The following is a 14,433-nucleotide window of genomic DNA, read 5'->3' as shown; positions in this document are numbered from 1 at the left end:
CCGGTATGCGAAGCCCCGCGCGACCCGCCACGGACCCGACCGGCCAGGCCCACGACCTCTTCGTCCGGGTCACCGGCGCCCGCGAGCACAATCTGCGCGGTGTCGACGTGGCCGTCCCCCGGGACGCCCTGGCGGTCTTCACCGGTGTCTCCGGGTCGGGGAAGTCCTCGCTGGCCTTCGGGACGATCTACGCGGAGGCCCAGCGGCGCTACTTCGAGTCGGTGGCGCCCTACGCGCGGCGCCTCATCCACCAGGTGGGCGCGCCGAAGGTCGCGGAGATCACGGGGCTGCCGCCCGCCGTCTCGCTGGAGCAGCGGCGCTCGTCCCCGACCTCGCGCTCCTCGGTGGGCACGGTCACCACGCTCTCCAACTCGCTGCGGATGCTGTTCTCCCGCGCGGGCACCTACCCGGCGGGCGCCGCGCGCCTGGACTCCGACGCCTTCTCGCCCAACACGACGGCCGGGGCCTGTCCCGAGTGCCAGGGTCTGGGCCGGGTCCACCGGACGGATGAGGACCTGCTCGTCCCCGACCCCTCGCTGTCCATCCGCGAGGGCGCGATCGCGGCCTGGCCGGGCGCCTGGCAGGGCAAGAACCTGCGGGACGTCCTCGACGCCCTCGGCCACGACGTCGACCGGCCCTGGCGCGAGCTGGCGGCGCGGGACCGCCACTGGATCCTGTTCACGGACGAGCAGCCGGTGGTCACCGTGCACCCGGTGCGCGAGGCGAACCGCATCCAGCGCCCCTACCAGGGCACGTACATGAGCGCGCACCGCTATGTGATGAAGACGTTCGCGGAGAGCAGGAGCGCGGCGCTGCGCGCCAAGGCCGAGCGCTTCCTGACCGCGACCGACTGCCCCGTCTGCGGCGGCAGCCGGCTGCGGCCGGAATCCCTCGCGGTCACCTTCGCCGGCCGGACCATCGCGGAGCTGGCCGCGCTCCCCCTGGACGCCCTCGCCGAGCTGCTGCGCTCGGCCGACGGCGGCCCCACGGCCGAGGTGCTGACCTCCGACCTGCTCGGCCGGATCGGCCCGGTCATCGAACTCGGCCTCGGCTACCTCAGCCTCGACCGGACCGCGCCCACGCTCTCCGCCGGGGAGTTGCAGCGGCTGCGGCTCGCCACCCAGCTGCGGTCGGGGCTCTTCGGGGTGGTGTACGTGCTGGACGAGCCGTCGGCGGGGCTGCACCCGGCCGACACCGAGGCCCTGCTCACGGTCCTGGACCGGCTGAAGGCGGCCGGGAACTCGGTGTTCGTCGTCGAGCACCACCTCGATGTGATGCGGCACGCCGACTGGCTGGTGGACGTGGGCCCGTACGCCGGTGAGCACGGCGGCCGGGTGCTGCACAGCGGGCCGCCGGAGGGGCTGGCGGAGGTCGCCGATTCGCAGACCCGGCGCTTCCTCTTCGACACCGGGCCCGCCCCGGTCCGCGCGGTGCGCGAGCCGTCCGGGTGGCTCAAGGTCGGGCCGGTGACCCGGCACAATCTGCGGGGCCTGACGGCCGAGCTGCCGCTGGGCGTCTTCACGGCCGTGACGGGTGTGTCGGGCTCGGGCAAGTCCACCCTGCTGGGCGAGGTGACCGACCGGCTCCCGGGCGTGGAGAGGCTGGTGACGGTCGATCAGAAGCCGATCGGCCGGACGCCCCGGTCCAACCTGGCCACCTACACCGGCCTCTTCGACGTCGTCCGCAGGCTCTTCACCGCCACCGAGGAGGCGCGGGCGCGCGGCTACAAGGCGGGCCGGTTCTCCTTCAACGTGCCCGGCGGGCGCTGCGAGACCTGCCAGGGCGAGGGGTTCGTCTCGGTGGAGCTGCTGTTCCTGCCGAGTACGTACGCGCCCTGCCCGGACTGCCACGGGGCCCGGTACAACCCGCGGACGCTGGAGGTCACCCACCGGGGACTGACCATCGCGCAGGTGCTGGACCTGACGGTGGAGGCGGCGGCGGAGTTCTTCGCGGACACCCCGGCCGCGGCCCGGAGTCTGCGCGCGCTGCTCGACGTGGGCCTGGGGTATCTGCGCCTGGGGCAGCCCGCCACCGAGCTGTCCGGCGGAGAGGCCCAGCGCATCAAGCTGGCCTCCGAGCTCCGCGGGGCCTCCCCTGCCCGGGCGAAGCCGGGAGCCCGGGGAAGCGGACGCCGGGAGCGCACGCTCTATCTGCTGGACGAGCCCACGACCGGGCTGCATCCGGCCGATGTCGAGGTGCTGCTGCGCCAGCTGCACGGCCTCGTCGACGCGGGCCACTCGGTGGTGGTGGTCGAGCACGACATGACGGTGGTGGCGGGCGCGGACTGGGTGATCGATCTCGGGCCGGGCGGGGGCGACGCGGGCGGCAGGATCGTGGCGGCGGGCCCGCCGCGCGAGGTCGCATCGGCGGGGGCGGGACGCACGGCCCCGTATCTGGCGAGGGCGCTCGGCGGCTGACGGGGCCGCCGGGGATCCGGGGCGCGATCAGTAGCAGATCCGCCCCGGACAGCAAGCTGACGATCCGTCAATTCCTGGCGTAGGAGCGCCTGTTCGGTCCCGGAAAGCGGACTTACCCTCAAGTTCACCAGGGTATGACGTCACCCCCGTTCCTCCTCGCACCCCCACACCATCGAAGCCGTTCGATCGAGGAGCCCCCCATGGCAACCCGCAGATTCCGCGCGCCCGCCGCCCTCCTGGGCGCCGCGGCCGCCCTCGCCCTCGGCGCCACCACCGCCGCGGGCGCCGCCGCCCCCGGCCCCACCACCGTGAACCCGGCCGGACACTCCTTCACCGCCAAGCTCAGCGGCAAGGCCGTCTTCACCGCCGGCACCACCACCATGACCTGTACGGTCTCCGTCTCCGCTCCCACCGGACCGGCCACCAACAAGGTCCCCGCCGCCCCCGGCAACCACAACGCCGCGGGGCCGGTCTCCGCCACCATCAGCCCGCCGACCTTCAGCGGCTGCACCACCAGCATCTTCGGCGTCGGGGTGACCGTCACCAGCAACGCCACCAACGGCGCCTGGAGCATCTCGGCCCAGAACGGCTCGCCCGTCGCGGCCGGGCTCACCATGCCCAAAGCCGGGGTCGTCATCAGGACCAGTGGTCTGGCCAGCTGTACGCTCACCGCCTCGCCCAGCGGCCCCAGCAGCGTCAACGGCACCTGGACCAACGGGGCCCCGTCCAGGCTCGCCATCGCCAACGCGCCCGTGGCGGCCACCGGAACGGGCGGATTCCTCTGCCCGACCGGCGACCAGACGGCCACCTTCTCCGCCACCTACGACGTCACGGACACCACCGACCCGGCCCAGCAGATCACCGTGACGGGCTGATCCGTCCGTACACCGGCGGGTGGGCCCCGGACCCACGGCCCGGGGCCCACTCGCCGCGTCCCGCCTCAGCGGCCGGCCCGGCGCGCCTTCCTGGTCGCGCGCAGCCACTCCTTGTTCATCGCCGCGATGGAGGGCAGCGGGATGCCCTTGGGGCAGGCGGTGGCGCACTCGCCGGTGAGGGTGCAGCCGCCGAAGCCCTCCGCGTCCATCTGCTCCACCATGTCCAGCACCCGGGTCTCGCGCTCGGGCGCGCCCTGCGGCAGGACGTTCAGATGGTTGACCTTGGCCGAGGTGAAGAGCATCGCCGAGCCGTTGGGGCAGGCCGCCACACAGGCGCCGCAGCCGATGCACTCGGCGTGCTCGAAGGCGAAGTCGGCGTCCGGCTTGGGCACCGGGGTCGCGTGCGCCTCGGGCGCGGCTCCCGTCGGGGCGCTGATGTAGCCGCCCGCCTGGATGATCCGGTCGAAGGCCGAGCGGTCCACCACCAGGTCCTTGACGACCGGGAAGGCCGCCGCCCGCCACGGTTCGACGTCGATGGTGTCGCCGTCGCGGAAGGCCCTCATGTGCAGCTGGCAGGTGGTGGTCCGCTCGGGCCCGTGCGCGTCGCCGTTGATGACCAGGCTGCACGCGCCGCAGATGCCCTCGCGGCAGTCGTGGTCGAAGGCGACCGGGTCCTCTCCGGAGAGGATGAGCTCCTCGTTGAGCGTGTCGAGCATCTCCAGGAAGGACATGTCGGCCGAGATGCCGTCCACTTCGTAGGTGGACATCGCTCCGTCGGCGTCGGCGTTCTTCTGCCGCCAGACGCGCAGGGTGAGCTTCATGCGTAGCTCCGCTGGGTGGGGTGGACGTACTCGAAGACGAGGTCTTCCTTGTGCAGGACGGGGGCGGCGCCGGTCTCGGAGAACTCCCAGGCGGCGGCGTAGGAGAATTCCTCGTCGCGCCGGGCCGCCTCGCCCTCGGGGGTCTGGGACTCCTCGCGGAAGTGGCCGCCGCAGGACTCGGCGCGGTGCAGCGCGTCCAGGCACATCAGCTCGGCGAGCTCCAGGTAGTCGACGACCCGGTTGGCCTTCTCCAGGGACTGGTTGAACTCCTCACCCGTGCCGGGGACCTTGATGCGGCGCCAGAACTCCTCCCGGATCCGCGGGATGCGCTCCAGGGCCTTGCGCAGTCCCTCCTCGGTGCGGGCCATCCCGCAGTACTCCCAGATGAGTTCGCCCAGTTCGCGGTGGAAGGAGTCCGGGGTGCGGTCGCCGCCGACGGCGAGCAGCAGGTGCAGCCGGTCCTCGGTCTCCGCGACGGCCTCGGCGACCGCCGGGTGCTCGTCGGTGACCGGCTCCAGGTGCGGATGGCGCGCCAGGTAGTCGTTGATGGTGGCGGGGAGCACGAAGTAGCCGTCGGCCAGGCCCTGCATCAGGGCCGAGGCGCCGAGCCGGTTGGCGCCGTGGTCGGAGAAGTTGGCCTCGCCGATCGCGAACAGACCGGGAACGGTGGTCTGGAGGTCGTAGTCGACCCACAGCCCGCCCATCGTGTAGTGCACGGCCGGGTAGATCCGCATCGGCACCTCGTACGGGTTCTCGGCGGTGATCCGCTCGTACATCTCGAAGAGGTTGCCGTACTTCTCCTCGACCTTGTCCCGTCCCATCCGCGCGATGGCGTCCGCGAAGTCGAGGTAGACGCCCTGGCCGCCGGGGCCCACCCCGCGTCCCTCGTCGCAGACGTTCTTGGCGGCGCGCGAGGCGATGTCGCGCGGGACGAGGTTGCCGAAGGAGGGGTAGATCCGCTCCAGGTAGTAGTCGCGCTCGTCCTCGGGGATCCGCGCGGCCGGGCGGGTGTCGCCCTTGGCCTTCGGCACCCAGATGCGGCCGTCGTTGCGCAGCGACTCGCTCATCAGGGTCAGCTTGGACTGGTGCTCGCCGGTGCGCGGGATGCAGGTGGGGTGGATCTGGGTGAAGCAGGGGTTGGCGAAGTAGGCACCGCGCCGGTGGGCCCGCCACACCGCGGTGGCGTTGGAGTTCATGGCGTTGGTGGAGAGGTGGAAGACGTTGCCGTAGCCGCCGGTGGCGAGCACCACCGCGTCCGCGAAGTAGGTGTCGATCCGGCCGGTGACCAGGTCGCGGGCGACGATGCCGCGCGCCCGGCCGTCCACCACGACCAGGTCCAGCATCTCGGTGCGGGCGTGCAGTTCGACGTTGCCCGCGGCGATCTGCCGCGACAGCGCCTGGTAGGCGCCGAGCAGCAGTTGCTGGCCGGTCTGGCCGCGCGCGTAGAAGGTGCGGGAGACCTGGACGCCGCCGAAGGAGCGGGTGTCGAGGAGCCCGCCGTACTCGCGCGCGAAGGGCACGCCCTGGGCCACGCACTGGTCGATGATCTCCACGGAGATCTCCGCGAGGCGGTGGACGTTGGACTCCCGGGCCCGGAAGTCGCCGCCCTTGACGGTGTCGTAGAACAGGCGCCGGACGGAGTCGCCGTCGTTGCGGTAGTTCTTGGCGGCGTTGATGCCTCCTTGCGCGGCGATGGAGTGGGCGCGGCGCGGGGAGTCCTGGAAGCAGAACTGGACCACGTGGTAGCCCTGTTCGGCCAGGGTGGCGCCCGCCGAGCCGCCCGCGAGCCCGGTGCCGACGACGATCACGGTGTGCTTGCGGCGGTTGGCCGGGTTGACGAGCTTCGCCTCGAAGCGGCGGGTGTCCCAGCGCTCGGCGACGGGGCCCGGGGGCGCCTTGGTGTCGGCGATCGGGTCACCGAGCGTGTAGTCGGTGTAGGCGGTGTGGTCGGTGTGCGAGGTCATTCAGCTCACCACTCCGGTCATGACGGCGACGGGGACGGCGACGAAGCCGGCGGTCAGCACCAGCGCGAGGGCGTTGGCCAGGGTCTTGAGGAACCGGTCACGGGCCGCGCTGCCGGCGCCCAGCGTCTGGGCCGCGCTCCACAGGCCGTGCCGGACGTGCAGGCCCAGGGCGAGCATCGCCACGATGTAGACGGTGTTGCCGTACCAGGTGGAGAAGGTGTCGACCACGTTCTGGTACGGGTGCCCGGACTGAAAGCCGCCGGGGTGCGCGGTCCCGGTGGTCAGGTCCAGGATGTGCCAGACGATGAACAGCCCGAGGATGACGCCGCCCCAGCGCATCGTGCGGGTGGCGTAGCTCGCGCGGCGGCGCTTGTGGACGTAACCGTCGGGGCGCGCCCGCAGATCGCGCCGGCTCAGCTGGTAGGCGCAGACCGCGTGCGCGACGACGGCGGCCACCAGCACCACCCGGATGATCCAGAGCGCCCACTCGTAGTGCAGGAACGGCTCGCCGACGGTGCGCAGCCAGTGCGCGTACCCGTTGAAGTCGCCGGCGCCGAAGAAGATCTTGAGGTTGCCGAACATGTGGACGGCCAGATAGGTCAGCATGATCAGACCGCTGACGGCCATGACCGTCTTCTTGCCGACGGTCGAGTCCCACACGGTGCGCGTCAGCGACGGTTTTCGGTCCGTCCGCGTTGCCAGAGCCATGCCGTAGACGCTAGGGGCGCGACAGCGAGAGGTCCAAGACATGGATACGCTCATTCCGATAGTCATGACCTATCGTGGTCCCATGCAGTTCCAGCAGCTCCTGTACTTCGTGGCCGTCGCCGAGACCCGCCACTTCACCCGCGCCGCCGAGCGGGTCCACGTCTCGCAGCCCTCGCTCTCCCAGCAGATCAGGGCGCTGGAGAAGGAGCTGGGCGCCGAACTGTTCAGCCGCGCCCGGGGCAACATCGCCCTGACGGACGCGGGCGAGGCGCTGCTTCCGCTGGCCCGCCGCATCCTCGCCGACGCCGACACCGCCCGTATCGAGGTGCAGGAGCTGGCCCAGCTGCGGCGCGGCCGGGTCCGGCTCGGCGCCACCCCGAGCCTGTGCACCGGTCTGCTGCCGGACGTGCTGCGCGCCTTCCACGACCGCCATCCGGGCATCCAGCTCCTGATCGAGGAGGGCGGCTCGCACGACCTGGTACGGGAGCTGGCGCGCGGGGCCCTCGATCTCGCCCTGGTGGTGCTGCCCCTGCCGCCCGGCTCCCCGGCGCTCAGGACCGTCGAGCTCATCCACGAGGACCTGGTGGTCGTCTCGGCCGCCACCGAACCGGCCCCCGGCAGCGACGGCCGCGTCCACGTCCGCGATCTGCGGGACGCCCCGCTCGTCATGTTCCGGCACGGCTACGACCTGCGTGAACTCACCGTCGCCGCCTGCCGCGCCGAGGGCTTCGAACCGGTCTTCACGGTCGAGGGCGGCGAGATGGACGCCGTGCTCGGCTTCGTCCGGGCCGGGCTCGGCATCGCGGTGGTGCCGAGCATGGTGGCCGCCCGGGCGGGCCGCGACCTGCGGGTCACCCCGCTGGCCCGCCCGGGGCTGCGCCGCACGATCGCGCTGGCCCACCGCAGCGACGTGGACCCGCCGCGCGCCGCGCGCGAACTCCGGCAGGTCCTGCTCGGGGTGGGGACCTGACCCCGGCGGGCAGGGGTCAGACGGCGTCGGTGAGGGCCAGCGAGTGGATGCGGTCCGGGGCGCCCGGACGCGCGTAGTACCAGCCCTGGGCGGTGTCGCAGCCCAGCTCGCGCAGTTGCTCGGCCTGCGCCCCGGTCTCCACCCCCTCGACGGTGACGGCCAGGTGCAGGCTGTGGGCCAGCGCCACGATCCCCTCGACGATCTTGATGTCGACCGGGTCGGCCGGGTGCTGCTGCATGGACTGGGTGAACGAACGGTCCAGCTTCAGCACGCTCACCGGGAGCCGGCGCAGGTTCGCCAGGTTGGAGTAGCCGGTGCCGAAATCGTCGAGCGCGATGTCCACCCCCATGTCCGCGAGCTGGCGCAGCGGCTTGAGCAGGTCGTCGTCGGCGCCGATCAGCGCGGACTCGGTGACCTCCAGGCACAGCGCGCCCGGCTCCAGGCCGGAGCGCTCCAGCACCTCCACCGTGTCGGCCACCAGGCCCGGGTGGTGCAGCTGGGTGGGCGACAGGTTCACGTTCACCCGCAGCGGTCCGCGCGCCCGGGAGCCCGGGTGGCGCTCCTGCCAGAACCTGGCCTGGCGTACGGACTCCGCCATCACCCAGCGCCCCAGCGGCACGATCAGACCGGTGTGCTCGGCGAGCGGGATGAAGCGGTCCGGGCCCAGCACCCCGTGCTGCGGATGCGACCAGCGCACCAGCGCCTCGGCCCCGTGGACACTGCCGTCGACCAGGTGCACCAGCGGCTGGTACTCGATGAAGAACTCCCCGCGCTCCAGCGCGGCCGGCAGCGCGTTGGTCAGCCCGTGCCGGGTGATCGCCCGGGCGTCGGCCTCCGGGTCGGCCCGCTCGAAGCGGTTGCCGCCCGCGGCCTTCGCCCGGTACATGGTGATGTCCGCGCTGCGCAGCACCTCCGCCGGGCCGCGCTCGCCCGCCGGGCCCTCCACCACGCCGATCGAGCCGCGCACGGAGATCTCGCGGCCCTCCAGGCGGATCGGGGCGGAGAGCACGTGGAGGATGCGGGAGGCCAGCTCGTCGACCTCGCGCAGGGTGTCGCTGCCGGTGGTCAGGGCCACGAACTCGTCGCCGCCGAGCCGCGCCACCATCTCGCCGGGCCCGGTCGCACAGCTCTGGAGCCGGTCGGCGACCTCCACCAGGAGCCGGTCGCCCGCCGAGTGGCCGAGGCTGTCGTTGACCGCCTTGAAGCCGTCGAGGTCGAGGTAGCAGAGCCCGAAGCGCTTGCCCTCGCCCGCCGAGAGCGCCTTGTCGAGCCGCTCGAAGAACAGGGTGCGGTTGGGCAGCCCGGTCAGCGCGTCATGGGTGGCCTCGTAGCGCAGCCGCAGGTTCAGCAGCCGCCGCTCGGTGGTGTCCTCCAGCAGGGCGAGCTGGTACTGCGGGCGGCCCTCGGCGTCGCGCAGCAGGGAGACCGTGAGATTGGTCCACAGGACGGTGCCGTCGCCCCGGTAGTACGGCTTCTCGACCCGGTAGTGGTCGCGCTCGCCCCGGACCAGCTCCTCGTACAGCTTCCAGACCTGCGGCGCGTCCTCGGGGTGCACCCACTCGCTGACGTTGCGGCTGCGGATCTGCCCCTCGACGCCGCCGAACATCCGGGTGAGGGTCTCGTTGACCTCCAGGACGTGGCCTTCGAGGTCGGCGATGCCGATGCCGACCGCGGCGCCCTCGAAGATCGCGCGGAACCGGGCCTCGGTGGTGTGCAGGGCCTCCTCGGCGGCGCTGCGCGCGCTGAGCGCGGAGCGGGCGATGGCCTCCTGCTCGCGCAGGGTGCGTTCGCGCAGCGCCTGGGCGAACCCGGCGGCCAGCGCGTGCTGGAGGCGGGCGCAGCGGGCCCGCGCCTCCTCCGCCCGCAGCTCTCCACCCGTACCGCAGTACAGGACGAGGTAGGAGTCGACCACGCCGAGGGTGCGGCTGAGCGCGTCCGGGTCGGTGCAGTGGGCGCCGACCAGGGCGGCGCCGATCTCCTGCGCGGGCGCCGGGTCGAAGTGGCGGCGGTGCAGCGCCTCGATGAGCCGGCGGGCCAGCGGCAGCAGATGGCGCTCGAACTCGGGCCGGGTCAGCGACGTGGCCGTCACCGGGAAGATGGCCCGGCTCCAGATCGTGGCGAACCGTCTGAGCCGGGACTCGGGACCGTCGGGATCGACGGGCTGCCCGTCCGCGTGGGCCGGGGTGCTCACGCTATGCGTCCCACGCCGGCGAACCCCGAGAAGGCGTACGGGTCTTCCTGCTCCGGCGAGTTCTCCGGACGCCACATGGGCATCTGCACCAGACCGGGCGCGACCATCTCGAAGCCGTCGAAGAAGGTGGCGATCTCCTCGCTGGTGCGCATGACCAGCGGGTTGCGGATGGTGCGGTAGACGCCCACCGCGCCGCCGGCCCGGTCCTCGCTGAGCGGGATGCCCTCGTACGCGGCGTGGGTGAGGATCAGCATGCTGCCGGGGGCGAGCGCGTCGCGCAGCTCCGCGACGGCGGCGCGCGGGTCGTCGGCGTCCTCCACGAAGTGCAGGACGGCGACCAGGAGCAGCGCGACCGGCCGGTCCAGGTCGAGCAGGTCCGTGACCTCGGGGCTGGAGAGGATGTCCTGGGGCTTGCGCAGGTCGGCGGCGACCACGGCCGCCTGCTCGTTGCCCTCCAGGACGGCCCTGCTGTGCGCGACGGCCACCGGGTCGTGGTCGACGTAGACGACCCGCGCGCCGGGGACGGCGCTCTGGGCGACCTCGTGGACGTTGCCGAAGGTCGGTATGCCGGAGCCGATGTCCAGGAACTGCGTGATGCCCTCGTCCAGGGCGAAGCGGACCGCCCGCCGCATGAAGGCACGGTTGGCCTGCATCACCTTCGGCAGCCCCGGAATGAACTCCATGGCCTTGCGCGCGGCTTCCCGGTCCACCTCGAAGTTGTGCGATCCGCCCAGGTAGTAGTCGTAGATGCGGGACACACTCGGCACCGAGATGTCGATGCCCGTAGGGGCCCAGGCAGGACGCTCCATCTATGTCTCCAACAGCTCGCCGCGGCGTGTGATGGCCATGTGCATGGTCAGTGTTCGAGCTGAGGCTACTGATCGTCCGGCAGGAGGGCGAGTAAAAACGGAAAATGCCGATCCGTTATTGGTCACACACAAGTTCGGTCACATCGTCCGGAACACGCCCCGGTCCGGCCGGAACACACGTCGAACCCGCCACCGCGCGGGGGACACGGTGACGGGCCGACGGCCTGGGGAGGGCGCTTACTTGGCGGTGGCGATCAGCTTCCCCTCGGGCGACACGGCCCACCAGGTGCCGCCCACGCCCTGGCCGTTGGTGTCGCCGGGCTTGCTGTCGCCGGAGTAGGTGTAGACGGGCCAGCAGTTGATGGACTGCTGCTTGATGCCGTCGGGTCGGTCGAAGGTGACGAAGCCCTTCTGGATGATGCCCTCGGTGTTCTTCTTCTCTACGGGCGCGACCACCGGCCACTTCTTGAGGCAGTCACCGGTGCAGGCCGACTTCATGGGCCAGGCGGAGTCCTTCTTGAACCGGTAGACGGTCATCCCCCGGGCGTCGACGATGATCTTGCCGAGCTTGGCGTCGTCGCGGACCGACAGACCCGGCAGACTGGGTGCCTGCTCCCCGGCGCCGGAGCTGTCCGCCGAGGCCGTCGCCTTCTTGCCGTCGGGGGCCGCGGCGTGCCAGGTGCCGCCCACCCCCTGCCCGGTGGCGTCGCCGGGCTTGGTGTCCTTGGTGTACCGGTACATCGGCCACCCCGCGATCGTCAGCTGCTTGGTGCCGTCGGTGCGGGTGACCTCGCCCATCAGGCCGGCGTCGGTGCCGGGAGGGGCGACGGCACTGCCCGCGGGCACGGCCGGCCACAGCTTCGCGCAGTCGCCGTCGCAATTCGACTTGGGCGGACTGGCGGTGTCCTTGTCGAAGCGGTAGAGCGTGAAGCCCGCGCTGTCGGTGACCACCTTGCCGAGTTCCTTGCTGTCCCACACCGCGAGCTGCCCGGCCGCCTTGGCGGCCGTCTGGGAGGTGGAGCCGGACGCCGAGCCGTAGCCGCCGTCCCCGTATCCGTAGCCGGTGCCGCTGCCGGCCGCCGGGGCGGCGTTGCCGACCGACTGGCCCTTGGGCGAGGCACTTCCCTTGTCCTGACCGCACGCCGTCGCCGTGAGTGCCAGTACTGCCGCCGCCGTCACCGCGAGCGAGGCGTTGCGCCAGGTTGCCATGTCAACTCCCGTTGATCCTCTGCTGGTTGTGGCGCCTGGGGTGCGCCTTTCATGGCTCTAGGTACGCGTCAGGGACCCCCGGGCGTTCAACGCCTGCGAAAGAATTTTCCCGCCCGCGCTAAATCGCCCCGGGCGGTTCCAAACGCAAAGCGGGCCAACCTCCCCCCATCAGGCGAATCCGTGCCCGTCTCATGGCCGAACCGCGCGCGGGGCCGGATGATCCTCGGCGTGCACGTACCCCACCTGGCCCAGCGGCTGCTCTCGGCCGCGGCCCTCGCCCTGCTGCTGGCCGGCCCCGCGCCGTCCGCGCGCGCGGACGCCTGCGCGTACGCCTCGGTCTCGGGCGGCGCGGGGGACGACTGGGCGGTCGCGGTCGCGGGGGGCGGCGTCTGCACGCCCCCGCCTCCGCCCCCCACACCGAAACCGCCGCCGCCGAAACCGCCCGCGCCCAAGCCCCCGGTGCCCGAACCCCCGCCCGCTCCACCGCCGCCGCCCCCGGCCCCGCCCCGGCCGGTGCCTCCGCCGGTGGTGCCGCCCGCGCCGCCGCCCCCGAAGCCGGCGCCGGTGCGGCCCGCGGTGCCACCGCCGCCCGCGCCCGCTCCCCCGCCGCCGCCCGCGCCCGTACCGCCGAGCCCCTCGGCCGCACCGCCGCGGCCGCGTCCGGTCGCCCTGCCCGCCTACCGCAGGCCGCCGCGGAAGAAGCCCTCGCAGGGGCTCTCCCCGGTGACGCTCACCCTGCTGATCACCGCGCCCGCGGTGGTCGCCGTCGCGGTCCTGCGCCCCCGCTCCCACTAGCCGTCGGCCCCCGGCGCGCCCGCGCCGTCCCACGCTCCCCCGCCGGAGGTACCCCTTGAAGGACTGGATCGTCCTCGCCATCGCGATGGCCGCCGCGTGCGCCGTCGTGCTGACCATCGTCGTCGTCAACCACCGCCGCATCCGCGAGGACGACGACCCCTCCCAGACCCCCGACGTCATGGAGTACATGACGATGATGATGGGAGTGGTGTACGCGATCGTCCTCGGTCTCGCCATCGCGGGCGTCTGGGAAGCCCGCGGGGCGGCCTCGGACACCGTCCGCCAGGAGGCGCAGGCGCTCCACGAGGTGAGCGAACGCGTCCAGGTCTACCCGGCCCCGGTGCGCGAGCGCATCCGCGCCGACGTCGACTCCTACGTCACCTACGTCGTCCACGCCGAGTGGCACCACATGGAGGTCAAGGGCGAGCTCGGCGACAGGGGGACGGTCCTGCTCGACCGGCTGCGCCGGGACGTCACGGCCTACCAGCCCGCCAACGACCACGAGGCGCAGGCCTACCAGCCACTGGTCGACCAGGTGGCGGCCGTCGACGAGGCCCGCACGACACGGGGGCAGGGCGCCGGGGCGACGATGCCGGGGGTCGTCTGGTTCGGGCTGATCACCGGGGCCGTGGTCACCGTCGGCCTGATCTTCACGCTCCAGATCCGCCGCACCGGGCGCGAACTCCTGCTCGCCGGGCTCTTCAGCGTGCTCATCGCCTTCCTGCTCTTCCTGATCTGGGACTTCGACGCCCCCTTCGGCCGGGGCCTCTCGGCCACCGCGGCCCCCTTCCACGACCTCTTCCCCCACCTGTTCGACTGAGCCGGGCGCCCGGCGACACCCCGGGGGGTCCGCCGGGTGGGGGAACCGCATGCCCCATTCGCCGGACACCGATCGCGACCGGAGCCCCCCGCTCCTAGCGTGTCGGGCATCGAGGTGCATTTCCCGCATGGTGCGGAAACCAGTTCCGCGGTGCTCCTCGGGGACCCGGAGGATTGTCCATGGGCGCGATACGCATCGCATCCGCCACCTTGCTCGGCGCCGCGGCGATCTCCCTCGCCGCCCCCGCGACAGCTCTGGCCGCCGACGGCGGTGGCGCGCACGGCAGTACCATCACGTCGTTCGGCTTCAGCGTGACCCCGTCCACCGTCGCTCCCGGCGGTTCGGTCACGCTCAACGTCACCGGGTGCCCCTCCACCGCCACCGCCTCCTCCGGCGTCTTCAACACGGTGACCATCTCGCCGAACAGCTCCACGACGGCCCAGGTCGACTTCCAGGCCAGGCGCGGTGCCACCTACACCGTGACGTTCATGTGCGCCGGCGAGCGGGGAACCACCGATCTCACCATCTCCGGTGGCGGCTTCCCGACCCTGCGGCCCACCGCCACGCCCACCATCAGCACCACCACCGCCCCCTCGCGCGGTACCCGGGGCGGCGTCGGCGGCACCTCGCAGGGCGTCGACATGGGCGAGATCGCGATCGGCCTCGCGCTCGTCGCCGCGGCCGGTGGCGGTCTCATGCTCTATCTGCGCCGCCGCGACCAGTAAGGGACCCGGCCCGCCCCCCAGGAACGGCCGCGAACCGCCGGTCGTCCCGAGTCCTGGCCGGGGCGGGGTGAGACGAGGGTGTGTTTTTTTTTTTGGGGTTGTGTGGGTCTGGTATGTCCCCCCCCCCTT

12 protein-coding genes are annotated in these 14,433 nt (G+C 72.4%); 6 read left to right on the top strand and 6 right to left on the bottom strand.

The genetic code is table 11. The features are described from left to right. The first annotated feature begins 5 nt into the window (after nt 1-5). Together AC069K_RS24300 and AC069K_RS24295 are read left to right on the top strand one after the other, a co-directional pair. Nucleotides 6-2,417: an ATP-binding cassette domain-containing protein gene (locus AC069K_RS24300; RefSeq protein WP_478619728.1), complete on the top strand. Its 2,412-nt coding sequence runs from the start codon at nt 6-8 to the stop codon at nt 2,415-2,417. A gap of 200 nt (nt 2,418-2,617) precedes the next feature. Continuing rightward, nucleotides 2,618-3,292, top strand: coding sequence for a hypothetical protein (locus AC069K_RS24295; RefSeq protein WP_478619725.1), 675 nt, complete (start codon nt 2,618-2,620; stop codon nt 3,290-3,292). 65 nt (nt 3,293-3,357) lie between these two features. Here the strand turns inward: AC069K_RS24295 and AC069K_RS24290 are convergent, their stop codons facing one another. The 3 genes from AC069K_RS24290 to AC069K_RS24280 are packed head-to-tail and all read right to left on the bottom strand — an operon-like array spanning nt 3,358 to nt 6,785. Continuing rightward, nucleotides 3,358-4,113: a succinate dehydrogenase/fumarate reductase iron-sulfur subunit gene (locus AC069K_RS24290; RefSeq protein WP_358834536.1), complete on the bottom strand. Its 756-nt coding sequence runs from the start codon at nt 4,111-4,113 to the stop codon at nt 3,358-3,360. Further along, entirely contained in the window at nt 4,110-6,077 is a 1,968-nt protein-coding gene (locus tag AC069K_RS24285; RefSeq protein WP_478619721.1) for a fumarate reductase/succinate dehydrogenase flavoprotein subunit, read from the bottom strand. The genes AC069K_RS24290 and AC069K_RS24285 overlap by 4 nt, the downstream gene beginning before the upstream one ends. After that, the gene (locus AC069K_RS24280; RefSeq protein WP_358834534.1) at nt 6,078-6,785 is read right to left on the bottom strand and encodes a succinate dehydrogenase; all 708 of its coding nucleotides are present in this window, start codon (nt 6,783-6,785) and stop codon (nt 6,078-6,080) included. It lies immediately after the preceding gene. A gap of 82 nt (nt 6,786-6,867) precedes the next feature. On the opposite strand from AC069K_RS24280, the gene AC069K_RS24275 reads away from it, so the two are divergent. Beyond that, nucleotides 6,868-7,755: a LysR family transcriptional regulator gene (locus AC069K_RS24275; protein WP_358834533.1), complete on the top strand. Its 888-nt coding sequence runs from the start codon at nt 6,868-6,870 to the stop codon at nt 7,753-7,755. Between the two features lie 16 nt (nt 7,756-7,771). On the opposite strand, the gene AC069K_RS24270 is transcribed toward AC069K_RS24275, so the two are convergent. The 3 genes from AC069K_RS24270 to AC069K_RS24260 all read right to left on the bottom strand — a co-directional run bounded on the left by AC069K_RS24270 (nt 7,772) and on the right by AC069K_RS24260 (nt 11,964). Next, the gene (locus tag AC069K_RS24270; RefSeq protein ID WP_478619715.1) at nt 7,772-9,946 is read right to left on the bottom strand and encodes a putative bifunctional diguanylate cyclase/phosphodiesterase; all 2,175 of its coding nucleotides are present in this window, start codon (nt 9,944-9,946) and stop codon (nt 7,772-7,774) included. Then, nucleotides 9,943-10,755: an SAM-dependent methyltransferase gene (locus tag AC069K_RS24265; protein WP_365101907.1), complete on the bottom strand. Its 813-nt coding sequence runs from the start codon at nt 10,753-10,755 to the stop codon at nt 9,943-9,945. Before AC069K_RS24265 ends, AC069K_RS24270 begins: the two co-directional genes overlap by 4 nt. 237 nt (nt 10,756-10,992) lie before the next feature. Further along, nucleotides 10,993-11,964, bottom strand: a complete 972-nt coding sequence (locus tag AC069K_RS24260) for an SCO0930 family lipoprotein (protein WP_478619712.1) — start codon at nt 11,962-11,964, stop codon at nt 10,993-10,995. 228 nt (nt 11,965-12,192) lie between these two features. On the opposite strand from AC069K_RS24260, the gene AC069K_RS24255 reads away from it, so the two are divergent. The 3 genes from AC069K_RS24255 to AC069K_RS24245 all read left to right on the top strand — a co-directional run bounded on the left by AC069K_RS24255 (nt 12,193) and on the right by AC069K_RS24245 (nt 14,304). After that, nucleotides 12,193-12,759, top strand: a complete 567-nt coding sequence (locus AC069K_RS24255) for a hypothetical protein (RefSeq protein ID WP_478619709.1) — start codon at nt 12,193-12,195, stop codon at nt 12,757-12,759. A gap of 55 nt (nt 12,760-12,814) precedes the next feature. Further along, the gene (locus AC069K_RS24250; RefSeq protein WP_478619706.1) at nt 12,815-13,579 is read left to right on the top strand and encodes a bestrophin-like domain; all 765 of its coding nucleotides are present in this window, start codon (nt 12,815-12,817) and stop codon (nt 13,577-13,579) included. 179 nt (nt 13,580-13,758) lie between these two features. Next, entirely contained in the window at nt 13,759-14,304 is a 546-nt protein-coding gene (locus AC069K_RS24245) for a hypothetical protein (RefSeq protein WP_365101918.1), read from the top strand. Nucleotides 14,305-14,433 lie beyond the last annotated feature (129 nt).

The sequence above is a fragment of the Streptomyces sp. NPDC043908 genome (assembly GCF_056435525.1).
This window is presented reverse-complemented; position numbering and strand designations above follow the sequence as displayed.